Origin of the sequence: Paenibacillus pabuli NBRC 13638 (assembly GCF_001514495.1) — a bacterium.
In the GTDB taxonomy this organism is placed as follows: Bacteria; Bacillota; Bacilli; order Paenibacillales; family Paenibacillaceae; genus Paenibacillus; species Paenibacillus pabuli.
Genome location: NZ_BCNM01000001.1, coordinates 782,141 through 804,988, shown reverse-complemented (window position 1 = coordinate 804,988; position 22,848 = coordinate 782,141). Strand labels below are relative to the sequence as shown.

23 protein-coding genes are annotated in these 22,848 nt (G+C 47.2%); 6 read left to right on the top strand and 17 right to left on the bottom strand.

The window, feature by feature from the left end; translation table 11 throughout:
• The first annotated feature begins 63 nt into the window (after window positions 1-63).
• The gene (locus PPA03S_RS03155; RefSeq protein ID WP_062319686.1) at window positions 64-792 is read left to right on the top strand and encodes a DUF421 domain-containing protein; all 729 of its coding nucleotides are present in this window, start codon (window positions 64-66) and stop codon (window positions 790-792) included.
• Between the two features lie 25 nt (window positions 793-817).
• Complete coding sequence (locus tag PPA03S_RS03150) at window positions 818-1,189, top strand: DUF4363 family protein (RefSeq protein ID WP_062319684.1); 372 nt, start codon at window positions 818-820, stop codon at window positions 1,187-1,189.
• A 60-nt stretch (window positions 1,190-1,249) separates the two neighbouring features.
• Here the strand turns inward: PPA03S_RS03150 and PPA03S_RS03145 are convergent, their stop codons facing one another.
• The 6 genes from PPA03S_RS03145 to rpmG form a co-directional block, all read right to left on the bottom strand.
• Window positions 1,250-1,957: a M50 family metallopeptidase gene (locus PPA03S_RS03145; RefSeq protein ID WP_062319682.1), complete on the bottom strand. Its 708-nt coding sequence runs from the start codon at window positions 1,955-1,957 to the stop codon at window positions 1,250-1,252.
• A 47-nt stretch (window positions 1,958-2,004) separates the two neighbouring features.
• Window positions 2,005-2,481: a hypothetical protein gene (locus PPA03S_RS03140; protein ID WP_062319680.1), complete on the bottom strand. Its 477-nt coding sequence runs from the start codon at window positions 2,479-2,481 to the stop codon at window positions 2,005-2,007.
• Window positions 2,482-2,681: 200 nt separating this feature from the next.
• A complete protein-coding gene (locus tag PPA03S_RS03135; protein ID WP_062319678.1) occupies window positions 2,682-3,761 on the bottom strand; it encodes a metal ABC transporter substrate-binding protein in 1,080 nt (359 codons plus the stop codon).
• Window positions 3,748-4,641: a metal ABC transporter permease gene (locus tag PPA03S_RS03130; protein ID WP_062319676.1), complete on the bottom strand. Its 894-nt coding sequence runs from the start codon at window positions 4,639-4,641 to the stop codon at window positions 3,748-3,750. Before PPA03S_RS03130 ends, PPA03S_RS03135 begins: the two co-directional genes overlap by 14 nt.
• Window positions 4,587-5,294, bottom strand: coding sequence for a metal ABC transporter ATP-binding protein (locus tag PPA03S_RS03125; RefSeq protein WP_062319674.1), 708 nt, complete (start codon window positions 5,292-5,294; stop codon window positions 4,587-4,589). Before PPA03S_RS03125 ends, PPA03S_RS03130 begins: the two co-directional genes overlap by 55 nt.
• A gap of 49 nt (window positions 5,295-5,343) precedes the next feature.
• The gene (gene rpmG, locus PPA03S_RS03120; protein WP_062319672.1) at window positions 5,344-5,493 is read right to left on the bottom strand and encodes a 50S ribosomal protein L33; all 150 of its coding nucleotides are present in this window, start codon (window positions 5,491-5,493) and stop codon (window positions 5,344-5,346) included.
• A 204-nt stretch (window positions 5,494-5,697) separates the two neighbouring features.
• Between rpmG and PPA03S_RS03115 the strand changes: the two genes are divergently transcribed.
• Window positions 5,698-6,732: a permease gene (locus PPA03S_RS03115; RefSeq protein ID WP_062319670.1), complete on the top strand. Its 1,035-nt coding sequence runs from the start codon at window positions 5,698-5,700 to the stop codon at window positions 6,730-6,732.
• Between the two features lie 64 nt (window positions 6,733-6,796).
• Window positions 6,797-7,780 carry a TIGR03943 family putative permease subunit gene (locus tag PPA03S_RS03110; protein ID WP_062319668.1) on the top strand — a complete coding sequence of 328 codons (984 nt, stop codon included), beginning with the start codon at window positions 6,797-6,799 and terminating at the stop codon, window positions 7,778-7,780.
• 85 nt (window positions 7,781-7,865) lie between these two features.
• Here the strand turns inward: PPA03S_RS03110 and PPA03S_RS03105 are convergent, their stop codons facing one another.
• The 6 genes from PPA03S_RS03105 to deoR form a co-directional block, all read right to left on the bottom strand.
• Complete coding sequence (locus PPA03S_RS03105) at window positions 7,866-9,167, bottom strand: pyrimidine-nucleoside phosphorylase (RefSeq protein WP_062319666.1); 1,302 nt, start codon at window positions 9,165-9,167, stop codon at window positions 7,866-7,868.
• Window positions 9,168-9,439: 272 nt separating this feature from the next.
• A complete protein-coding gene (gene deoD / locus PPA03S_RS03100) occupies window positions 9,440-10,147 on the bottom strand; it encodes a purine-nucleoside phosphorylase (protein WP_062319663.1) in 708 nt (235 codons plus the stop codon).
• 142 nt (window positions 10,148-10,289) lie between these two features.
• The gene (gene deoB, locus PPA03S_RS03095) at window positions 10,290-11,468 is read right to left on the bottom strand and encodes a phosphopentomutase (protein WP_062319661.1); all 1,179 of its coding nucleotides are present in this window, start codon (window positions 11,466-11,468) and stop codon (window positions 10,290-10,292) included.
• A gap of 29 nt (window positions 11,469-11,497) precedes the next feature.
• Entirely contained in the window at window positions 11,498-12,688 is a 1,191-nt protein-coding gene (locus PPA03S_RS03090; RefSeq protein ID WP_062319659.1) for a NupC/NupG family nucleoside CNT transporter, read from the bottom strand.
• A gap of 257 nt (window positions 12,689-12,945) precedes the next feature.
• A complete protein-coding gene (deoC, locus tag PPA03S_RS03085; RefSeq protein ID WP_062319657.1) occupies window positions 12,946-13,620 on the bottom strand; it encodes a deoxyribose-phosphate aldolase in 675 nt (224 codons plus the stop codon).
• Window positions 13,621-13,807: 187 nt separating this feature from the next.
• On the bottom strand, window positions 13,808-14,746 hold the full coding sequence (gene deoR, locus PPA03S_RS03080; protein WP_062319934.1) for a DNA-binding transcriptional repressor DeoR: 939 nt from the start codon (window positions 14,744-14,746) through the stop codon (window positions 13,808-13,810).
• Window positions 14,747-14,932: 186 nt separating this feature from the next.
• Here deoR and PPA03S_RS03075 point away from each other — a divergent pair, with 186 nt between their 5' ends.
• On the top strand, window positions 14,933-15,559 hold the full coding sequence (locus PPA03S_RS03075; protein ID WP_062319655.1) for an FMN-dependent NADH-azoreductase: 627 nt from the start codon (window positions 14,933-14,935) through the stop codon (window positions 15,557-15,559).
• 106 nt (window positions 15,560-15,665) lie between these two features.
• On the opposite strand, the gene PPA03S_RS03070 is transcribed toward PPA03S_RS03075, so the two are convergent.
• The 4 genes from PPA03S_RS03070 to PPA03S_RS03055 form a co-directional block, all read right to left on the bottom strand.
• A complete protein-coding gene (locus PPA03S_RS03070; RefSeq protein WP_062319653.1) occupies window positions 15,666-16,016 on the bottom strand; it encodes a hypothetical protein in 351 nt (116 codons plus the stop codon).
• A 196-nt stretch (window positions 16,017-16,212) separates the two neighbouring features.
• Window positions 16,213-16,875 (bottom strand): class II aldolase/adducin family protein, encoded by a 663-nt coding sequence (locus PPA03S_RS03065; protein ID WP_062319651.1) that lies wholly within the window; start codon window positions 16,873-16,875, stop codon window positions 16,213-16,215.
• A 78-nt stretch (window positions 16,876-16,953) separates the two neighbouring features.
• On the bottom strand, window positions 16,954-18,456 hold the full coding sequence (locus PPA03S_RS03060; RefSeq protein WP_062319649.1) for a rhamnulokinase: 1,503 nt from the start codon (window positions 18,454-18,456) through the stop codon (window positions 16,954-16,956).
• 39 nt (window positions 18,457-18,495) lie between these two features.
• Complete coding sequence (locus PPA03S_RS03055) at window positions 18,496-20,286, bottom strand: L-fucose isomerase (RefSeq protein WP_062319647.1); 1,791 nt, start codon at window positions 20,284-20,286, stop codon at window positions 18,496-18,498.
• A 487-nt stretch (window positions 20,287-20,773) separates the two neighbouring features.
• On the opposite strand from PPA03S_RS03055, the gene PPA03S_RS03050 reads away from it, so the two are divergent.
• Complete coding sequence (locus PPA03S_RS03050) at window positions 20,774-21,784, top strand: LacI family DNA-binding transcriptional regulator (RefSeq protein WP_062319645.1); 1,011 nt, start codon at window positions 20,774-20,776, stop codon at window positions 21,782-21,784.
• Between the two features lie 146 nt (window positions 21,785-21,930).
• Here PPA03S_RS03050 and PPA03S_RS03045 read toward each other — a convergent pair whose 3' ends face one another.
• Window positions 21,931-22,824 carry an NAD-dependent epimerase/dehydratase family protein gene (locus PPA03S_RS03045; RefSeq protein WP_062319643.1) on the bottom strand — a complete coding sequence of 298 codons (894 nt, stop codon included), beginning with the start codon at window positions 22,822-22,824 and terminating at the stop codon, window positions 21,931-21,933.
• Between the last annotated feature and the right edge of the window lie 24 nt (window positions 22,825-22,848).

The following is a 22,848-nucleotide window of genomic DNA, read 5'->3' as shown; positions in this document are numbered from 1 at the left end:
GATTGGACGCGGGCGTCATGATCTCACATATCGCATGGCGAAGTGAAGGAAGGTGATACATACATGATGGAAGAAACATGGGTTGTTGCTGTACGGTCTATTCTCGCCTTTTTGACCCTGATCATCTATACAAGGGTGCTGGGCAAACAGCAAATGGGAAACTTGACGTATTTTGATTACATTAACGGCATTACGATCGGTTCCCTTGCAGGTACATTTGCGACGGATCTATCTTCCAAAGCGTGGATTCATTTTGTAGCCTTGACCATTTTCACAATCATCACGATCGTCTTTCAGTATATTACGCTGAAAAATCGCACGATCTCCAAACTGATGGACTCTGATCCTACATTGGTCATTCAGAACGGTAAAATTCTTGAACAGAACCTGCATAAAATGCGTGTGAAATTCGACGAATTGACCATGATGCTGCGACAAAAGGATGTATTCGACATCACTACGCTGGATTATGCCATTCTTGAACCGGACGGCAGTCTCTCTGTGGTTTTGAAACCGGAAAACCAACCGGTAACAGCCAAAGATATGCATATGCATCCTGCCAAGAGCAAGCTGATGACCGAAATTATTATTGATGGCGTGCTGATTAAGCAAAATCTGCAGGAACGGAACAAGGATACGAATTGGCTTAGCGAACAGCTTAAGAAGCAAAAAGTGACGGTACAGGATATTGCTTTTGCCGCTATATTGCCTAACGACAAATTGTATATTGATCTGTTCAAGGATAAGATCACCGATAAAACCGATATGGGCGATTATGAGGGGCCTTTCTAACCCTTTAGATGAAGGAGGCGGTTGAATGAAAACACGTTTCTGGTTGCTGTATGTGCTTCCGATCTGCCTCTTGCTTGTGTTCATAGCGATTATGGCTAGCGGGACCTTTCTCAAAAAACCCTTTGGTGCTGATGATCGCTTGCTCGAATCGATACACAAGCTGGAAAAGCAGGTCGAAGGCAAACAATGGACAGAGGCCAAATCTCAAGTCGATTACGCAATGAATGCCTGGAAGAAAATTGTAAATCGCATCCAGTTCAGTGTAGAGCGTGAGACGATCTACGATATTCTCGGTACCCTGGCAAGGATGAAAGGCGGCGTTGCCGCAGAAGATGATAAGGCGATTATGGAAGAAATCTATTACTTTTATGTCTTATGGGACAATCTTGGTGACTGACCCGGGGACAAACAAAAGGCACTCTCCTTTAATATATAAAGGAAGTGCCTTCTCTGTTTTCTAAACGTTACGCCCACGTAATCCACGAGATTTTGACGTGCGGGCTGTGCTTTCTTTTCGGAAAAAGAGCGTAATTGCTCCCTTCGCACACCACAACGCAAACAGTGCAAATAACGTTCCCCAGAACAGCGCTGGGAGGAATGTCTGCTGAGCCAGATTGGCTGCATCCCCTGCTCGTGACGGCTGTGTCCAAGACATGAGTCCAACGTACATGGCACTAACTACGGATTCTTCCAGTGTGAGAAAAGCCAATAACAGATAATAGAATTTCGCAATTTTGGCACCAAAGATCATAATTACGACATTCAGGGCACTAAAACCTGTAAGCCATAACATGCCGAACTCTCCTCTTACATAGAAGAGAAGCGACACAAGAGCTACACCTGTCATGATGCCGAGTCCCCACATGTGCCGTCCTTTCCGGTATAGATAGAATAGCAGCCATGCAAAGAGGGATGCGGTGATATAACCCGCCAGGGAAACCAATATGGATCTGCCTGGTGTCAGCATGGACGAATAGGTTACACCGCTGTGATCAGCGTATAATTCAATGCGCAATACTTTGCCGGATAACAACAATGTCACCAGCGCATGACCAAATTCGTGAATCATCGTATCCAAGTTACGAAACAATGAAGAAAACGGGATAAAACGGGTCAGTATCGCTGAACCCATCAGAAACAGTATGGTTTTGAGCCATTTATTCAATTCGGTCCCACCTCCCTTGCCATCAAGTAAAACTACCTGTCTGTATACTACGTGGCTACACTATAATCGTTTCGATCCGTGAAATGTGCGGCGCAATACTGTATCCACCAGCAGAAACTCCGGTTATGGCCGATGAAAAAAGAAGACAAATCATACCGACCCGTTCCTGTCTCCAGTGTGGCAAGCAATCTGTTGCGCATCTGCGACAGCGCATAGGTCACAAATTGATCGGCTGCGTCATTTTGAATGAGTGTGACATAGGCATAAAGGGAATGATCTATCGGTTCGTCCAGCGGGCTTACGCCTGCACAAGAAAATTCGGTACGTACGCCGGCACGTTGAAGCAAGATCAAAGCATCGACAAGCTCAGCATCCACTTCCACACCGTTCCAAATCTTCGTTCTCTTCGCTGCAACCGTCTGCTTATCGCGTTCCGTCCAGTGCATTAACTCCAGCTTCCGTCTTCTCCATAGATGGGCAGGCTGCTGGCTTAACAGCACTTCCTGTTCTTCATTTAAATCCATAAGCGCGTCCTCCCGTTCCCTGCGTATTCTCCGGTCATCTTGAACAACGAAAAGAGCACATCCCTGTGCTCTCGCGTGGCAAAAGGCAAAGGAATGGCACAGCCATTCCTCAGCATGTTGTATTATTGTACCTTTTTCGATGACAGGCATCAAATGGGTTTTCTTTTTTCGTAAATCAACTTGCTAAAGAGGCAAAAACGCTATTCATTCAGTGCCTGTTTCAGTGCCTCCAAATTCTGCTGCATTACGCCGATGTAATCCATTCCTGCTGCGATCTCCTCTTCCGTCAACCCTTCAATCGGGTTCAACACAGCCGTTTTAGCTCCTACTTCGTTGGCGATAGTCTCTGACACTTTGGATGAAACCAGCGTTTCGAAGAAAATTGTCTTCACCTGATGTTCCTTGGCAAAATCAATAACAGATGCCATTTGCGCTGCGGAAGGCTCTTGTTCAGGAGACAGACCGGCAATCGGTACTTGCTGCAGACCATATTCCTGTGCAAGATAGCCGAATGCAGCATGCTGTGTGATAAAATCTTTACGTTTGCTGTCTGCTACAGCTGCTTTGAAATCTTGATCCAGTGCCTCCAGTTTGGCAATGTAGGCATCGGCATTTTGTTTGAATTGCTCTGCATGTTCAGGCGCAGCCTGCGCGAGTCCAGCCTCGATATTCCGTACTTCCTTCACGGCAAGCGCAGGTGACAGCCAAACGTGGGGATCAAGTCCACCGTGATCATGATCATGTGTATGTCCTTCTTCAGCCTCAGCGTCATGAGTATGATCATGCTCCTCCGTTGTGGCTTCACCCGCATGGTCATGCGTGTCCGTTGTATCGGTATGTTCGTGATCATGCTCATCTTCTTCCGATCCTTCCAGCAGATCAATCCCATGACTCGCTTCCACTTGAATAAGTTTGGCGTTACTCAGACTATCCGTAACTTGATCGATCCAGGATTCCATTCCCGCCCCATTATAGACAAGCACATCCGCTTTTTCGATGCTTGCCATATCCTGTGGTGTCGGCTCCCAATCATGCGGCTCCGTTCCCGCAGGAACGAGTGTATGAACATTAGCCAGATCGCCCGCTACATTTTTGGTGAATTCGTACATCGGATAAAAGCTGACTTCAACGTTCAGTTTGGCTTCTTGAGTCTCTGCTGGTACCGGCGTGTTGGCCGAGCTGGTACTGGAATCGGAAGCGGACTGATTTTGTCCACAACCGGCTAGGATAAGTGTAAGACTGAATAATAATGCAAGAGCTGATTTTTTATTGAATTTCATGTGGCGTATTCTCCCTTGAATGTATGAATAGAGTTGCACGTTGTTGTTTTCTTTCTTTACGATGACGTTTGCGGTTATATCGTCCAATCAGCTTTTGCACTGATATTCCAATCAATAGAAAGACCAACAGGATGAGAGCAATCGTTCCTCCCGGTGGTGTGTTTAGATGGTAAGAGGTTGTTAGTCCGCTAAAAATACCAATTAATCCGGTGACGACTGCAATAAGGATCGCTGCTGCAAAGCTGCGTGACAATCTCAGGGCCAGGGCAGCTGGCAGTACAATTAAAGCAGACACAAGCAATACGCCGACAATCGGCATGGCGGAAGCTACAGTCATTCCTGTCAGAATGGCAAATGCAAACGATAAACCTTTAACCTGAATGCCTCCGATGGAAGCTGTCTCTTCATCAAACGTCAAATTGTACAGTGGCCTTCTGAGCACGATGAAAAAAATCAGTCCGATAACACACACAGCCGCCATAATCCACAACTGCATATCACTGACTGCAACGATGGAACCGAACAAATAGGAGCTGAATGTCTTGGACAGATTGGTTTTCAGACTCATGAGCACCACAGCAAGGGCCAGACCAGACGTCATAATAATCGCTACAGGCACTTCGCTATATGTCAGGTAATTTCGCCGGAGTTGTTCCACCAGCAATGCGCCGATAATCGCAATCGCAAATCCACAGATCACCGGATCTAGGTTCATCACAGAACCCAGGGCAACCCCTGCCAATGAAACATGGGATAACGTATCCGCCATCAGCACCTGCCGTCGCAGCATCAGATAAACTCCTAAAATTGGAGCAATGACTCCGATCAGTCCGCCTGCCCAGAAAGCACGCTGCATGAATTCGTACTCAAACACTGCCATTCCTCACTTTCTTGCCGCTCCAGGGTAATCGTCCGGTCCAATCGGCTGCCCATCTCTTCCAATCCGTGGGTGACCATTATAATGGTCAGTCCATGGACGTCTGCATAATGGCGCATCAGATCATAGAACCCTTCACGGCTGCGCCGATCCATACCTGTAGTCGGCTCATCCAGTACAAGTACCTGCGGCTGGCCTGCCAAAGCTCTGGCAATGCAGATTCTCTGCTTTTGTCCACCAGACAGTTCGCCAACCCGGGCGTTGCGGTATTCCCACATGCCGACTTCCCGCAAGCTGCGTTCCACAATGGCTTCCTGCTCGGATGTGAATCTGCGGAACAAGCCGAGTTTGCGGTAACATCCGGATCGCACCAGTTCGATCACCGTACTGGGAAACCCACTGTTGAATGATGCTACCTGTTGGGGTACATATCCGATGTTCAGCTTGCTGCCGCGTGCAGACTGTGCATTCATATGTACTGTGCCGCTCCAGGGCTGTAACAGCCCCAGCAGCAATTTTAGCATGGTTGTTTTCGCGGACCCATTCGGTCCTGTAATGCCCACAAACTCCCCTACATGGATATCCAACGACAGTTGGTCAATGACCGGCTCTTTACCGTATCCGAATACCACTTCATGCATGGAAGATAGAATCATGGTTTTTCCCCTTTTCGTAAATATTACGATGTAAAAACAACAAAAAAATTTATCTTGTTTCCCGGTGAATGGTCATCTTCTTCAATCGTGGTGAATACTTCTTCAATTCGATCCGATCCGGATGGTTACGCTTGTTCTTGGTTGTTGTATAGTTGCGATCTCCGCACTCGGTGCAGGCTAAGGTTACAATGACTCTCATGGAAATGGCCTCCTCTGTATTAATCGTAATTATTACTATTTAATGAGTTTATCCTATGCTTTTTCTTTTGTCAACTCCTTCTAAGGTACAGACATCCCCCACACATGTAAATCGTAAAAATGTTGATTAATTAGCAAAGGCGAGTATGTTGCGGCCGGTACAAGCATATATTTTAGCAAAGTCCCGGTTCTGGAGGTCTATCCCATGAAAATGGCAGCCAATCTTAAGCTCCTGTCATTCCTGATTCCCTCTGCATTTCTTGTTCCCGTGTTGATCACGATGGCTCCCAATCTGAAAGAAGCATGGAATAGTGAAGCCTTACAAAATATGAAAACGATATTCATCAGCATTTTCCTTGAAGCCGCTCCATTTCTGCTCATAGGGGTGCTGTTGTCTTCGCTAATGCAATGGTTTGTTTCTGAGGAAATGATTCGCAAACTTACGCCCAAGAATCCCGTCGGAGGTGTTCTGGTAGCGGGTCTGCTGGGAATCATTTTCCCTATCTGCGAATGTGGCATGATTCCGGTCGTGCGACGGTTGATGCATAAAGGCATGCCGCCCTATATCGCGGTGACCTTTATTCTTAGCGGCCCTGTTGTAAATCCAATTGTCTTTACTGCGACCCTGCTCGCTTTTCCTTCCCATCTCGAAATTACGATTGCCCGTATGGGACTGGCCTTTGCTGTAGCAGCTGCCATCGGTGGTCTTGTGTATATGTTCGTCCGCCAGAATCCTTTGCGCAAACCGAAGGCTATAGTGACGGAGGTCAAGACACATCCCGGATTTAAAATGGCACAGCCTCATTCCCATTCTACTGATCATAATCACGCGCATGATAAAAACTGGCGCAGCTTTTTCATCCATGCCGGTGACGAATTTGTCGATATGAGCAAATATTTGGTGATTGGCGCTCTCATTACAGCCTGCATTCAAACCTTTATCAGCCGCAGTGATCTCATTTCTCTGGGTAATGGGCCTGTCGCCTCCTATGCCTTCATGATGGGCTTTGCGTATGTATTGTCTCTCTGCTCGACATCGGATGCATTCGTAGCCTCTGCCTTCTCTCACACGTTTGCGTTGGGACCGCTGGTATCCTTTCTCGTTCTCGGTCCAATGCTTGATTTCAAAAGCACACTGATGCTGCTTTCCACCTTCCGCACCCGATTTGTTATTGGCTTGAGCCTGGCCATTATTGTGTTGGTTTTCGCAGGGTCGTGGTTGATTAATCTTTTGGCATGATCATTATCCTGTTTATTCGAGAAAGCCATTGCAAAGTCACGATCTGAACAAAAGAGGTGAATACATGAACTATCCTGGTTATACAATGACCAAAGCTCCGGTATCAAAATCTTCCACCATCCAGTGGCATAACCTGATTCGTGCGCTGTGGATCGGCGGGCTTGCTGTATACATCATTCACTTGAACGCAAGTGATTCACTTCATTATTACCTGGCGCCGACGATGCAGCGATTGCTTCTCTGCTGCCCAATACCCTTTTTGTTTATTGCCGCCATCATGGCCTGGCACGGACTGTTCGGTAATAGCCAGCTCCATTGCAACTGTGAGCATCCGCCCCCATCGGGATGGGTACGCAGCTCGCTGATGTACGGATTGATTGCCATTCCATTAGTACTTGGTTTTCTTTTGCCAGATCAGGCACTAGGCAGTTCCATGGCCAGTCAGAAAGGCATGTCCCTATCCTATGGACCTCCGGAGATTCGTCGAAAGGAACCTTTACCAGATACAGCTGAACTGGACGTTAAAGATTTGTTCAAAAAAAACGCTACTATTGACTCATCCGTCCCTGCCACGAAAGTACAATTTGTGCCTCCAGATGAGTACAGTCGTGAATTTGCGGAACTGGCAGAGAAACTATATGTTGAGTCGGTTATTAAGGTACACCCGGAAATCTTCTCCGAGACCTTGGGTACGATCGACATGTTCCAACGACAATTTGCAGGTAAGGATATCTCTCTGACCGGGTTTGTATATCGAGACAAAAGCATGGATCATGAATCGCATTTTGCACTGGGACGATTTCTGGTGATGTGCTGTCCCGCAGACGCTGCCCCCTTTGGTGTGATGATTCATGTCCCGAATGCAGACAGCTTTCCTACAGACAGTTGGGTACAAATCGATGGCACAATTGGATCGGCTCAAGTCAATGGCGAGGATACGATTGAGATTCGGGCGACGAAGGTAACGCCGGTCGATCAGCCATCCACCCCTTACATTTACACCAGTGCAGATTCAGTTATGACGTATGATGAATTGCGAAATAAATAAGAAAAGCCCCGGAGCTATGGAATGCATAACTTCGGGGCTTTAGATTTAATTCAGGCATAAGGTCAAACCTGGTTTGCCTGATATATTATTCCGTTACGATATCATGAACCAATACAGGAGCATCTGCATGATCTGAGATGGTAATGTTCTCTTTGATCTTCGCGATTACGTCTGCTACGTCTTCACGATTCGCATGGATCGTTACGAGGGATTCGCCAGCTTTAACCTGGTCACCCACTTTTTTGTTGAGCATCAAGCCCACAGCAAGATCGATCTCGGATTCTTTTGTTGCACGGCCAGCGCCGAGCAGCATTGCCGCAGTACCGATTTCGTCAGCGACGATGCCAGCTACATAACCGTCTTTATCCGCTGGTACTTCAACCAGATATTTCGCCTGTGGCAAGCGATCCGGGTGATCTACAACCGAAGCGTCTCCGCCTTGATTTGCCAGGAAGTCCTTGAATTTCTCCAGCGCTTTACCGTTCTGGATCACTTCTTTCAATTTCTCCTCAGCATGCTCCAGGGAGTCTGCTTTGCCAGCAAGGAATACCATTTGACGTCCAAGCGCCAGACAGAGTTCTTCCAGATCCTTCGGTCCTTTACCTTGAAGTGTAAGAATGGCTTCTTTCACTTCAAGCGCGTTACCGATCGCCAGACCCAGTGGTTGGGACATATCGGAAATGACAGCCATTGTTTTACGACCCACATTGTTACCGATGCTTACCATGGCATGTGCCAGTTCTTTCGCATCTTCTGTCGTTTTCATAAACGCACCAGCGCCTGTTTTGACATCCAATACGATCGCATCGGCGCCAGCTGCAATTTTCTTGCTCATGATGGAGCTGGCGATTAGTGGGATGGAGTTTACAGTAGCTGTAACGTCACGCAGTGCATAGAGCTTTTTGTCCGCCGGCGTGAGATTACCACTTTGACCGATAACGGCAACTTTATGTTCGTTCACGAGGCGGATGAACTCTTCTTTTTCCAACTCCACGTGGAAGCCTGCAACGGATTCCAGTTTGTCCGTCGTACCACCTGTGTGACCTAGTCCACGTCCGGACATTTTGGCAACCGGTACATCCAGAGCTGCTACAAGGGGCGCCAATACCAAAGTTGTTGTGTCGCCTACGCCTCCTGTGGAGTGCTTGTCTACTTTGATGCCTTCAATTGCGGACAAATCGATTGTTTCGCCTGAGTTTACCATGGACATGGTCAAATCCGCGCGTTCCTTGTCGGTCATATCCTTGAAGAATACGGCCATCGCCCAAGCGCTGACTTGATAATCCGGGATTTCGCCTTGTGTATATCCTTGAACAACAAAGTCAATCTCAGCTGTTGTCAGTTCTTTTCCATCGCGTTTCTTAGCAATAATGTCTACCATTCTCATGATGATCTCTCCTCGGGTAAGTGATTTGTATAGAACACTTTGTTGTTAGTCCGTTCCGGCCCCGGATCGTTCTTTCGATCGCTGTTGTCTCCGAATTTCTTTGAATAACCTTTGATAAGGTTGAAATTCGGAGACAGCATAACCTTCCGAAGCAGCTTTCTTTCAGAAAGCTTTTAGGCGAACGCTTTGCTTCTACAGAATCGATTCCGGGTCCTCCACTACGTGCTAAAGACAAAAGTTTCGATCAAAATCATTTGATTATTAATAATAAATTACAGTGTAATTGCTGTTTCCAGTGCTACAACCATCATGTCGTTGAACGTTTTTTGGCGCTCTTCGGCAGAAGTCTCTTCACCTGTCAGCAAGTGGTCACTTACAGTCAGGATAGTCAGTGCGTTTACGCCAAATTTGGCTGCGAGTGTGTACAGTGCAGTGGTTTCCATCTCAACACCCAGTACGCCGTGCTGCATCAATTTCTCTGTCACGGAACGATCGTCACGATAGAAGGAATCGGAACTGAATACGTTACCGACATGGATTTTCATGCCTTTAGCCGTTGCACGATCATATGCTTCTTTCAGCAAAGAGAATGTAGCGATCGGCGAGAAATCATATCCGCCAAATACGAGCTTGTTCATACTGGAATCCGTACAGGAAGCTTGAGCCAGAATGACGTCACGAACACGAACGTGTTCTTGCATGCCTCCGCAAGTTCCTACACGAATCAGGTTTTTTACGCCATATTCGCTAATCAGTTCGTTGGCATAGATGCTGAATGAAGGAATCCCCATGCCGGAACCTTGCACCGAGATACGGTGTCCTTGATATGTACCCGTGAATCCGAGCATTCCGCGAACTTCGTTGTAACAAACGACATCTTTCAGATACGTATCCGCAATAAATTTCGCACGTAACGGGTCTCCAGGCAAAAGGATCGTTTCTGCGATATCTCCGGGTTTTGCTCCAATATGTGTACTCATAATTACATCTCCTCCAGTTATCCATTAGGTTAATGAAGGTCAGGAGATGGAGCAGCATGCACTGCCCCCAATGGTTATCCTGTCCTACTTTTCATTTTAAAAATAACTTCTATTCCCCGTATGCCGTTCAATGGCGTGTATCTTATTTCAAGTCCTTCAGGAAGCTTGTACCGTATTCCGGCAGTTTCACACCGAAGTTCTCGGCTACCGTAGCTCCAAGGTCTGCAAATGTGCTGCGCAGCTCGAGTTTTTTACCTTCTTTGAATCGTGGCGAGTACACAAGCAGTGGCACATACTCACGTGTATGATCTGTACCGCGGTACGTAGGGTCATTACCATGGTCAGCTGTGATGAGCAGCAGATCATCATCGGTCATTTTGCTGAAAATCTCAGGCAGACGAGCATCATAATCTTCAAGCGCCTGAGCATAGCCTTGTGGATCACGACGATGGCCGTACAGAGCGTCAAAGTCAACCAGGTTCAGGAAGCTGAGTCCCGTGAACTCTTCATCCATCGTTTCGGACAGTTTGTCCATACCATCCATATTCGAGACGGTACGCACGGATTTGGTTACGCCTTCGCCATCATAGATATCTGCGATTTTACCCAAGGCAATTACATCAAAACCGCCATCTTTAAGTTCATTCATCACAGTGCGTCCAAACGGTTTGAGCGCGTAGTCATGACGGTTGGCTGTACGTTTGAAGTTACCGACGTCACCTACAAATGGACGGGCAATGATACGTCCCAGCATGTACGGATCATCAAGTGTAATTTCGCGGCAGAACTCACAGATCTCATACAGTTCTTTCAAAGGTACAACATCTTCGTGAGCTGCAATCTGCAGAACCGAGTCTGCCGATGTGTATATAATCAGGGCGCCTGTTTTCACATGCTCTTCACCCAATTCATCAATAATTTCCGTGCCGCTGGCCGGTTTGTTCCCGATCACTTTGCGGCCTGTTTTTTGCTCAATGCGCTGAATCAGCTCATCCGGGAAGCCGTTCTCGAATACGCGGAAAGGCGTATCAATGTAAAGTCCCATGATCTCCCAATGGCCTGTCATGGTGTCTTTGCCCCGGGATGCTTCCTGCATCTTGGTGTAAAAGGCTTTTGGTGCATCCGCTACAGGGACACCCTCTATTTCCTTAATATTGGACAGTCCAAGACTGGCCATATGAGGCATCTTCAGCCCTCCGCGTTCACGTGCAATGTGACCAAAAGTGTCGACGTCGAAATCATCGAATTCCGCCGCATCCGGCGCCTCACCGATTCCTACAGAATCCATAACAATCAGATGTACTCTTTTAAAAGTTGACATAACTTAAGCACTCCTTCCAATAATCCGGCTTATAAGAACAGTCCGGCGATGATCGCAGACAGCACGCTGACAAGCGATGCACCGTAAAGCAGCTTCAGACCGAAGCGGGCCACCACGTTACCCTGTTTCTCATGGAGTCCTTTAACCGCACCGGCAATAATACCGATGGAGGAAAAGTTCGCGAACGACACGAGGAAGACGGATACGATTCCTGTTGTTCTGGCAGACAATGCAGTCTGTTTGGTCAGATCAAGCATAGCGACGAATTCGTTGGATACCATTTTGGTAGCCATAATGCTTCCCGCCTGAATCGCTTCCTTCCAAGGAACACCCATAATGAAAGCAAATGGTGCAAACACATAACCAAGCAGTTGCTGGAACGAAATGCCGAGCACCGCACTGAAGATTCCGTTAACGAGCGCAATCAAGGCAACGAAGCCGATTAACATTGCAGCAACAACGATGGCAACTTTGAATCCATCCAAGATGTACTCGCCCAGCATTTCGAAGAAGGACTGTTTCTCCTCTTCCTGTACTTCCAATATATCTTCTTCTTCCGTTACCTGGTAAGGATTCACGATGGAAGCAATGATAAAACCGCCAAACAGGTTCAGCACGAGAGCCGTAACCACATATTTTGGATCAATCATGGACATATAGGCACCGACAATCGACATCGATACCGTGGACATCGCCGAGGCACACAAGGTGTACAGCCGATGTTTAGGCAACAACCCAATTTGTTTTTTCACGGAAATGAACACTTCAGATTGCCCCAATACAGCCGAAGCAACCGCGTTATATGATTCCAGTTTGCCCATTCCGTTGATTTTGCTTAATACCAGACCAATATATTTTATAACAAAAGGCAAGATTCGGATATACTGCAGTATCCCAATGAGCGCTGAGATGACGACGATTGGCATCAAGACACTGAGGAAGAACGGCGCCCCCCCACTTTCTGCACCTACAGTAGTCAAACCACCGAATACAAATGAGATACCTTCATTCGCATAGCCAAGCAAACTTTCAAATACGGTCGCGAAACCGCCAATCAACAAGGTACCCACTTCCGTGTTTAACAATGCATATCCCAGTATAACTTGCAAAACAACCATGATGATTAGTGGACGATATCGGATCTCCTTCTTACCGTTGCTGACCAGATAAGCTAGTCCAAAGACAACAAGGATACCAAGAAGGGCAATTAAGAATTTCATTTGATCTCTCCTTTGATGGTAGTTAAGCCGGATGTTCATTCAGCTCAAAGGTTTACCATGTATGTGATGAATTATCCTTTCAGAAAAAGAGTGAAGCGCTTACAATAAATTCGGTTTTTTAAGTGGATATTTATTGTTAAAAAAAGGACGTACTGGAATCTTCAGGTCCAAAACTTGTTCTCCATTTCCCAGGGATATGAAGAACAAGTTCCTTCCTGTAGATCTTTAAATCACCGCAACCATCCAACAACTCTGGATTAATAAGTCGATGTAGACTGCCCGCCTTGCATGATTTTCACACCAGAACTGGCGCCAATCCGAGTTGCTCCTGCTTCGATCATTTTTTGCATGTCTTCCAGACTTCTCACACCGCCAGAAGCTTTCACACCCATGTCAGGACCTACAGTGCGACGCATCAAAGCGATATCTTCTGGTGTTGCTCCGCCTGTAGAGAAACCTGTGGACGTTTTGACAAAATCAGCTCCCGCTCTCACGGCTGCCAGGCATGCGCGTACTTTCTCTTCATCCGTCAACAGACAAGTTTCAATAATGACTTTCACCAATGCTTTGCCTGCTGCAGCTTCAACAACTGCACGAATATCCTGTTCCACAACATCATCTTTGCTGTCTTTCAAAGCACTGATGTTGATGACCATATCCACCTCAGTAGCACCTTTAGCAATAGCGTCTTTGGTTTCAAACGCTTTGGTCTCGGTAGTGGAAGCTCCCAGAGGGAAACCAATAACGGTGCAAACATCTACGCCAGTACCTTGAAGCTGTTCAGCTGCATAAGCAACCCAGCCCGGGTTAACACATACAGAAGCAAACTGATATTGCTTTGCTTCTTCGGTCAATTTGGCCATTTCACTTTGTGTTGCATCTGCACGAAGCAAGGTATGATCGATCATTTTGGCTAATTGTGGTGTAGTCATTTGAATCTCCCCTTATCTGAACTAGTTATTTTCTATATCCCTACCCTAACATGAACATATGTAAAAATCAATATGAACTTTTGTTCAAGTTTGAATCATGATGCAATTCAGGGAAATTAGTATATTTTCTGCCTAAGAAAGCAAAACATCCGCCCATGTACGTGGCAGATGTTGTCATGCAATCCAATTAAAATCGTAGTAGAGCCTGAGCAGTGTATTGGTCTGTAACCAAAATGTTCGCGTAGTGTCCTTTAAGTGCGGCATGAATGGCTTCTATTTTGCGCTGCCCACCAGCCACGAGGATGGATTTTTCCTTATTTCGCAGCTCTGCCAAATCTATTCCGACTGTTCTGTTATTAATCTCATCACTGATCAGCTTGCCCTCAGCATCAAAAAAACGTGAACAGATGTCACCTGCACCTGAATGCATCAACAATTGCTGTTCCTCATCATTGAAGTACCCCAATCTGAACAAAAGTGCATCTTCCTTCACTGTGCCTACCGTAAACATCGCAATGTTAGCCTGTCGCCCAAGCTCGACGATTCTGCCAATATGTCGGTCTGCTTCCACCATTTTTTTGACTTCTATATTGTCGAAAATCACAGGCAGAGGCAAATATCGGGGAACCGTATGAAAAGCTTCAGCAAATAAATGAACGATCTCTGCCGCATACGTATTTACATGGGAATGGCTTACGCCTCCCTTTAATTGAACGACCTCGACTCCTTTGACTTGCTTCGGACGAAGTTGACGGGCTACGGCATTCATCGTTGTTCCCCAAGTCACACCTATGATGTCCGCATCCTGAACCGTATCCTGTAAATAATCTGCCGCTCTTTTGCTAATATGTTTCAGAATCTCTTCATCGCTTTTCAACGGGGCAAAACAGACAAGCGCAGTATCCAGATTATACTTGGCCTTGAGCTCCCCGGCGATAATGTCGATATCCTCCAGCGGGTCCATAATTTCAATACGAACGTATCCACGATCTTTCGCATACTGGAGTAAACGCGATACCGTTGGACGCGACACCCCAAGTCTGACCGCAATATCTTGCTGGCTGTAATCCGACTGATAATACAATTTCGCTGCTTCAATGCTTAATCGTTGTTTCTCCAGATCCATTCCCATATGCGCTCATCTCACTCATTCCTGTTATCGTTCGAATTCATCTTACATCCATGTATTATACATGATTGAGTACCAGGTCACTATCCAGGTATAAAACGTTATAAAAGATGCATACTACAGCGGTCGCTTACTAATGTGGGACCTTCTTTGCAAAAAAACATCATAGAGAGGAAGAAAAGCATGTCTACTTTATTGTATATTACTGCCCATCCACATGATCATGAAACCTCCTTCAGCATGGCTGCTGGCAAAGCGTTTGTTGATGCATATCGGGAAAGTCATCCCTCGGACGAGGTCGTTCACCTGGATCTGTATCGCTCTGACATTCCTCATATTGATGCTGATGTGTTCAGCGGTTGGGGCAAACTTCAATCTGGCAGCGAATTGACTTCTGGAGAACAGTCCAAAGTACAACGTTTAAATGAATTGTCCGATCAATTTGCGTCTGCCGACAAATATGTTTTTGTGACACCAATGTGGAACTTCTCCTTTCCGCCCATTATGAAAGCTTATATCGACTCCATCTGCGTGGCTGGCAAAACGTTCCGTTATACGGAACAGGGTCCGGTCGGACTGTTGTCCAACAAAAAGGCACTGCATATTCAGGCTCGTGGCGGAATTTATTCCGAAGGGCCTGCGGCTCAGATGGAATCCGGACATCGTTACCTGAGCATTATCATGTCTTTCCTTGGTGTGCCGAAGCTTGAAGGCATTTTTGTGGAAGGACATAACCAATATAAGGAACGTGCAGATGAGATCAAACAACAAGCCATTGAACAGGCAAGATCACTCGCCAAACAGTTTTAATCAATAAATAAATGGGTACAGCAACAAACACAAAACCCGCAGGCTGTCCCAAGATCATATCTTAGGTCAGCACGCGGGTTTTATTTTGTATAATCAACCAACGAGCTTATTGCTGTCCAGCGTTGGCACGGCTCATGGTTTCAAGTTTGCGGGTGATTGCATTACGGTCCACTTTCAGTCCCCATATGGCTTCAATAATCTGTTCTTTTTCTTCGGAACTATCGGCATACTTCAGTTGCATTAACAGATCATGCATCTGTTCGTTAATACCTTCAAATTGACTCCAAAGATCCTGCCTTACCTCTGTTGAATCCAGATGATGATTAGCATCCACTTCTTCTTTCAATGCTTGCAGAAGGGCCTGTTTCCATTCCTCATCACCCAGCTGTTTCGCTATGTTCAGGAGATCCAGATAATCGTCAACAAGAAGTGAGTTCAATTCAGCATGTGTTTTCATCGTTTATTGCATCCCCTTTGCATCTATTTACCCAGTATTATACTCGGTAATTCAGGATATGCAATACTTGTCGGAAAAAGTTGATTTTTATATCAGGGACTTTTGGATGATTATGGGTCAAAATAAGTGCTTGAAAATAAACTAACCACTACATATGTTTTGCCCGAGATATGAACGAACGCGTGCTCCGATAGACTTATGACTTAAGTTGTTGCAGCAGCTGAACGCGGTAGGCTTCACTTTCGAGAGACTGGATCTCCTTGTATTCTTCCGCAGTAAGGACTTTGGGCTCCCCTGCAGCCTTGGCGATCATATACACTTTGGCGCTTTCCTCCACCACCTGGGTGCGGTAGTAAGCTTCCCGCAAGTTTTTACCTGTGGTGACCAATCCGTGATTGACCAGAATGAGCGCCGTATGTTCTTCAACTTTGGCAGCTACTGCATCGGCAAGAAGTTTGGTCGTAGGCAGAACATAGGGAACAAAACCAATATCGCCTACAAGTGCCGACTGATCAGGGAACAGATGGGGCAATTCATCGAAAACGAGACTCAGTGCGATCGTATATGCGGGATGGGTATGAACAATAGCCTGAATATCAGGATGTACTCGATAACAGTACAGATGCATTAAAACTTCGGAAGAAGGACGTGTCGCTCCTGCACGTGTCTCTCCTGTCGCAATATCAATCGCAATCCATTCGTCTGGCTCCAGATCTTCTAGAGCATAACCACTCGGCGAAAGCAGCATTGTACCTTCGAAGCGTGCGCTCAGATTCCCACCTGGTCCTACCACCAGTCCTTGGGCAACTGCTCTTCGAGCATATTTCGTTAACTCTTCTCTTACGTGTTGTTCAGACATGATCTTCTCCGCTCCTTAGACTGTATCTATTTCAGCAAGTACAGAATTCGATGTTGATTGCTCAAGTGCAAAGCTTATCTAATTGGTTCTGTTCGCCAAATTTTGATTCAGGTTTTGATAGACTTCATAGGCTACCTGCCATCTTGCGGTATCCTCTGGCTCATAGATATCGGGAGAAAACGAAGACCTCATGACTTCCCGAATCTCATACAGGCTGCTCACTTCGCCATATGCCAAGAGTTGCAGCATACAATTGCCCGCTGAAGTTGCCTCTGCTGGGCCAGCGATCACGGGAACACCGGCCGCATTTGCCGTAAATTGGCACAGTAAGCGGTTATGCACACCGCCACCGACCATATGGATCACACGAGGCCGTGCTCCTGTAATTAGCTCCAGTTCATCCAGAGTTTGTCTGAACTCCAGCGCCAGACTCTCCAGAATACTGCGCACAACTGCTCCGATCGTTTCAGGTACGGTTTGCCCGCTGGCGCTGCACTGTTGCCGGATTCGTCCTGGCATGTCTCCTGGTGCCAAATACACTCCATCTCCCGGCAATACATAACATTGATGAGCGTTTGCCGAAGCTGCAAGCTGGACGAGTTCCTCGTGGGTAAAATGTTGTTTTTCTCGTTCCCATTGTCGTTTGCATTCCTGCAATAACCACAGGCCTGATCGATTCTTCAAGGTTCGCACTTTGCCATTTACCGTGCCCTCATTGGTGAACCCTAGTTGACGACTACGATTATCCAATACAGGACTGTCGCGTTCCACCCCCATGAGTGACCAGGTGCCACAGCTTATAAATGCAAATTCCGAATCTGTTGCAGGAATGGCTGCCAATGCAGATGCTGTATCATGTGATCCTACCGATATCACCTGCATCGGACCTGTCTGCAACTCTGCATATAAGTCATCCGTTAACTGTCCCAGCACCGTGCCTGGCTGTACGAGAGGTGGGAACAGCGTCTCCGGGATACCCAGACGGCCAATCAACGGTTTATTCCAACGAGCTTCTCCGGCATGCAACAGTCCGCTAGTGCTGGCAATGGTATACTCGCAGGCCTGCTGGCCAGACAGGTAATAGTTAAACAAATCCGGCATCAATAACATGCGTACATCGGGCCGCAGACCATCCGAGTGCTCGCGCACACTTCCAAGCAGTTGAAATACGGTATTGATCTGCTGCGGCAGAACGCCGGACATGGAATACAGCTCTTCTTCATTCACTATGCGCAGGACTTCTTCCATCCACTTCGCATGACGCGATTCCCGGTAATGGCGGGGGTTGAAGCATAGCCTTCCCGCCCCGTCCACCAATCCATAATCGACTCCCCACGTATCCACAGCAATGGAACGGACCGGTTGGGAGATGCCTTGCATGCCCTTTATAATCCCTTGTTTTAGTTCGTAAAAAAGTCGCAGGAAATCCCAGTACAATCCATCCCCCAGGTGTACAGGATCGTTACTGAATCGATGCATTTCCTGTAACGAGAGCTTGCTCCCGTCAAAAGTCCCCCGGACCACCCGACCGCTTCCGGCGCCGTAATCGGCAGCAAGCACATGTGTTGTTTGAGTACCCATTCCATGCCTCCTTCGCTTCTGCAACAAGCCGTTTGGAAGTTAACGATACAAAGGTCCAAAGACGCTGCAAGCCCGGTAATCGGCACTTTCCGGTTCACTTGTACCAAACAGTCCCCAGGCACGCGGACGGAAAATCTCGGATTCCGGCACATTATGCATACTTACCGGGATGCGAAGCATGGAGGCCAGAGTCAGGAGATCCGCTCCGATATGTCCATAAGAGATGGATCCATGGTTCGCACCCCACTGATTCATCACTTCATAGACGGAAGTAAAAGCCCCTGATCCCGTCAGAACAGGTGCAAACCAGGTGGATGGCCAAGTCGGATCAGTCCGTTGATCCAGCGTATCATGCACATCCTCCGGCAGATCAACAGTGTAACCTTGAGCCAATTGCAGTACCGGACCGAGTCCTTTAACCAGATTCAGACGTGTCATCGTCACAGGCATGCCGCCTTTGGTCAGGAAATCAGCCGAGTAGCCGCCGCCCCGGAAATATTCCACAGATGCCGGCCGCCATGAGGTTGATTTCAGGCAGTCCTGAACTTCTTCGTCCGTAATTTCCCAGAAAGGCTTGAGCACAGGCTCACCATCTCTTGACTGTTGCCCTGTACCATCCAATGCGGCAGAACCGGAGTTGATCAGATGCAGAATACCATCCTTAGCTTTTCCTTCCAGCTGATGTCCTGTCACGCGTTTTACCGAATCCGGGCTCCAATAGGTACGTACATCTGCAAAGATCTGGGCGGTATGCGTAAGCAGGGAACCAAATAACATCGATACGCCATTCAGGCTATCGTTCTCAGTTGCTACGAGATAAGGCGAGCGTTTGCCATTCCAGTCAAAGGACGAATTCAGGATGGATTCCAGGAAATCTCCGTTAGGTGAATGATCTGTCCATTGTCGTTGCCCCTGAAACCCGGAGACAATTGCGTGATGGCCCATGGACTCCTCTGTGAATCCGAGTTCCGCAAGCTTCGGATTGCCCGCCATCAGGTCACGTACGATCTGGGTCATTTTCACTACCGTTTCCCATTCATACGTTTTGCGTTTGCGGTCTGTCTGCAGATGGGCAGGATTGTTATCCGGTCCTTCACTACAGTTCTCTTTCACCCAGGCCAGTGCCAGCTTATATTCCTCGGGATCATATATTTCCTCTTCGATACGACGAGTTAATTCACTCATATCTACATATTCGTTCCGCATGCCTAAGTACTCCTGGAAAAAAGAATCGTTAACGATCGAACCGGCAATGCCCATCGATACCGAACCAATGGACAGATAGGCACGTCCCTTCATGGTCGCAGCGGCAAGACCCGCACGGCTGAAGCGCAGCAATTTCTCACGAACGTCATCAGGAATCGTCGTATCTCCTCCATCTTGAACATCCTCACCATAGATACCAAAAGCCGGAATCCCCTTCTGTGCATGAGCAGAGAGTACTGCTGCCAAATATACTGCGCCCGGGCGTTCAGTTCCGTTAAAACCCCAGATTGCCGTAGGAATGGAAGGGGACATATCCATCGTTTCTGTCCCATAACACCAGCAAGGTGTAACGGTAATGGTCACGCCCACATTGGATCGACTGAATAGTTCCGCTGCTGCCGCTGCCTCGTTCACGCCGCCAATACAGGACTCGGCAACGACGCATTCAACCGGCGATCCATCGGGATAACGAAGTTCTGCTGCGATCAGCTCGGCAACCGACGTCGCCATGCGCATCGTTTGCTCTTCCAATGATTCGCGAACACCCTTGCGTCTTCCGTCAATCGTGGGACGAATACCAATCTTGGAAAATGCCTGTTTATAACGGTAATCCTGATGTGTCATACGAAAACGTCCTCCTTCAATGGTCTCATAGAATAGGTACGAATTACTTGTGACTTGTCCGTGTGCAGTTTGATGGGGATATATATATTCAACAAATGAATATTTACACTGACACTCCGATGACAGAACAACCTTCCGATCGCTGTTATCCCCAGATTTTTTGATTCTTTTTAGCCCTGCATTTCACCGATACCCGAGGGAAAACACTAGCATTTCAAACCTAGAACCATTCTTTTTTTATAATGAATGCGTTTACAAATACTCAATTAAATAAACCGCTCTATATTATTAACTCCGTTATGCTGTCCTTTGATGGGTGTTATGGAGGCAGCGAATGTGAGCAAGAATGAAGAGCGGTTAGACTGAAAAAATCAATTGAAAATCATTAGGGTTATCGGTAACCCTAACATAGCATGAGCCTATGTTGCTGTCAATCGGCATTATCCTATAGAATGGAAAGACTATGTTGCGGAAAGGTTAGATTCCATTGATCACCATTTATGATATTGCCAAAAAAGCCAACGTCTCTGCCATGACCGTCTCCAAAGTCATTAATCAAACAGGCCGCATCAGTCCGGCTACACGTGAGCGTGTACAACAGGTCATCGAAGAACTTGGTTACATTCCCAACTCCAATGCACGCAGTCTTGTGCTGCAGCGGACTCAGATGCTCTCACTGCTGATCACGGATATTACCAACCCCTTCTATACCACGCTGGCTCGGGGGGCTGAGGATGCTGCCAATCAGCGCGGGTATCGCCTCTTGTTCAGCAATAGCGACGAGGATTATGACAAGGAGAAAAATTATGTGGAAACCATTCTGTCTACCCGCGTCGATGGCGTGCTGTTTGCGCCTGCAGGAGACCGCTCGCTGAATCACTTGAAGCAACTTCAGGAACGCAACATTCCGTTTGTCATTTTGGACCGCACTGTCCCGGGAATCATATCTGACGTGATTGCCGGGGACAGTCGGGACGGTGCACTGCAATTGATTCGATATTTGACGAAACTCGGGCATCGCTGCATTGCTCTCGTTAATGGTTCGTCGGAGGTTTCGACTGCACGACTACGCGAAGAAGGATATATGGAGGGGATTCGGGAAGCCGATCTTCCTTTTGATACAGGCTTAATCCTTCGAACAGGCTATCGGGATTTCAGCGATGAAGTGGGTATTGACCAATTGCTTGCACATCAGCACAAGCCTACAGCCATATTTGCAGCAAATAACATGCTTGCCATCGGTGTCATTCGACTTTTGCGTAAACGGGGGCTGCGTGTTCCTGAAGACATCTCGGTCGTCTGTTTTGATGATCTGGATCTGGCTTCTGCCTTTGATCCCTTTCTCACCGTTGCTGCACAGCCCGCCTATGATTTCGGTGCCATCGGCATGCAAATGCTAATCGATCGAATTGAAGGCAAGGCACCTGAGGAACCGCAAACCGTCATTATGCCATCTGAGCTTTGTATTCGCGCTTCGGCCTCTGTACCTAGCGAATAAACAGGAAAATCAATTGAAGATCAACCTTAAATTTAGAGAAACTGTTTTGTTGAAGCAAATACACAAACAGGACGCATCGGAGAATATCTCTCTGACTGCGTCCTGTTTTGTTTGTTTGAAATGAGACTCAAATATACATTTGAATCCTATCTCTCGGATTGAAGTGCCAAAGCGACTTCCCGAACCAGACCCGGGAACCAGTCCATCAGCGCTTCAAATGTATACCCCGCCTGCTCTGCTTTGGACGTATCCATGGTCCAGGATTCGGAAATTCCGAAGGGTGACATGTCTTCCTTGACTGTTTCGGTCAGTACCTGGGACTGCATACCCGTTACTGTTTCAATCAGCTTCATCATCGCAGCAAGTGTGATAGCCCCCTTGGAAGCAGCATTCACAGGGCCGGTAATAGTAGAATGTCCAAGCCAAGCGAGAAATCTAGCGGCTTCTGTGGAGTTGATGAAACCAATCTCGGCGTTTGGATTTGGCATGCCGATGGGTTTTCCTTTTTGCACATGTTCAATATGAAAATGGAGTCTTCGCGTGTAATCATCTATTCCAAGTACAATGGGAATGCGCATTGCTGCAACCGGGAAATCCGCTTCCTGGAAAAATACAGCTTCTGCGAGGCGTTTACCCTCTCCATAGTCGAAATCCTCATGGCTTCCATATTGCAGAGGATAGGTGTACGGATCGAAATCCGCTTCCTTAAATCCAGGTTTGGGTTCACCATATACCGAGAGGGTTGATGTCAAAATGTATCTTTGGGTGCGCCCGGCAAAAGCTTCGCATGCAGACTTCGCCGCATCCGGCGAGTAACAGATGTTGTCATAGACAATGTCCCACATGTCGATCTGCGCCACATCGGCAAGAGACTGCGGGTCTTCACGATCCATCTTAATCCGGTTAACCTCGGGTCCAAAGTCTACATCCGTTTTGCCACGAGTTGCGATCGTGATCTGAGACTTACCTTCCCACAGCAAATGATCAACCAGACGTTTGCCGAAGAAACGTGTCCCACCAAGTATAAGTACTTTTTTCATCCGATAAAACCTCCTAACCTCTTT

Excerpts from the sequence above, each read along its gene's own strand:
- PPA03S_RS03155 (WP_062319686.1), top strand. The coding sequence starts at position 64 with ATGATGGAAGAAACATGGGTTGTTGCTGTACGGTCTATTCTCGCCTTT.
- PPA03S_RS03150 (WP_062319684.1), top strand. The coding sequence starts at position 818 with ATGAAAACACGTTTCTGGTTGCTGTATGTGCTTCCGATCTGCCTCTTG.
- PPA03S_RS03140 (WP_062319680.1), bottom strand. The coding sequence starts at position 2,481 with ATGGATTTAAATGAAGAACAGGAAGTGCTGTTAAGCCAGCAGCCTGCC.
- PPA03S_RS03135 (WP_062319678.1), bottom strand. The coding sequence starts at position 3,761 with ATGAAATTCAATAAAAAATCAGCTCTTGCATTATTATTCAGTCTTACA.
- PPA03S_RS03130 (WP_062319676.1), bottom strand. The coding sequence starts at position 4,641 with ATGGCAGTGTTTGAGTACGAATTCATGCAGCGTGCTTTCTGGGCAGGC.
- PPA03S_RS03125 (WP_062319674.1), bottom strand. The coding sequence starts at position 5,294 with ATGATTCTATCTTCCATGCATGAAGTGGTATTCGGATACGGTAAAGAG.
- rpmG (WP_062319672.1), bottom strand. The coding sequence starts at position 5,493 with ATGAGAGTCATTGTAACCTTAGCCTGCACCGAGTGCGGAGATCGCAAC.
- PPA03S_RS03115 (WP_062319670.1), top strand. The coding sequence starts at position 5,698 with ATGAAAATGGCAGCCAATCTTAAGCTCCTGTCATTCCTGATTCCCTCT.
- PPA03S_RS03110 (WP_062319668.1), top strand. The coding sequence starts at position 6,797 with ATGAACTATCCTGGTTATACAATGACCAAAGCTCCGGTATCAAAATCT.
- PPA03S_RS03105 (WP_062319666.1), bottom strand. The coding sequence starts at position 9,167 with ATGAGAATGGTAGACATTATTGCTAAGAAACGCGATGGAAAAGAACTG.
- deoD (WP_062319663.1), bottom strand. The coding sequence starts at position 10,147 with ATGAGTACACATATTGGAGCAAAACCCGGAGATATCGCAGAAACGATC.
- deoB (WP_062319661.1), bottom strand. The coding sequence starts at position 11,468 with ATGTCAACTTTTAAAAGAGTACATCTGATTGTTATGGATTCTGTAGGA.
- PPA03S_RS03090 (WP_062319659.1), bottom strand. The coding sequence starts at position 12,688 with ATGAAATTCTTAATTGCCCTTCTTGGTATCCTTGTTGTCTTTGGACTA.
- deoC (WP_062319657.1), bottom strand. The coding sequence starts at position 13,620 with ATGACTACACCACAATTAGCCAAAATGATCGATCATACCTTGCTTCGT.
- deoR (WP_062319934.1), bottom strand. The coding sequence starts at position 14,746 with ATGGATCTGGAGAAACAACGATTAAGCATTGAAGCAGCGAAATTGTAT.
- PPA03S_RS03075 (WP_062319655.1), top strand. The coding sequence starts at position 14,933 with ATGTCTACTTTATTGTATATTACTGCCCATCCACATGATCATGAAACC.
- PPA03S_RS03070 (WP_062319653.1), bottom strand. The coding sequence starts at position 16,016 with ATGAAAACACATGCTGAATTGAACTCACTTCTTGTTGACGATTATCTG.
- PPA03S_RS03065 (WP_062319651.1), bottom strand. The coding sequence starts at position 16,875 with ATGTCTGAACAACACGTAAGAGAAGAGTTAACGAAATATGCTCGAAGA.
- PPA03S_RS03060 (WP_062319649.1), bottom strand. The coding sequence starts at position 18,456 with ATGGGTACTCAAACAACACATGTGCTTGCTGCCGATTACGGCGCCGGA.
- PPA03S_RS03055 (WP_062319647.1), bottom strand. The coding sequence starts at position 20,286 with ATGACACATCAGGATTACCGTTATAAACAGGCATTTTCCAAGATTGGT.
- PPA03S_RS03045 (WP_062319643.1), bottom strand. The coding sequence starts at position 22,824 with ATGAAAAAAGTACTTATACTTGGTGGGACACGTTTCTTCGGCAAACGT.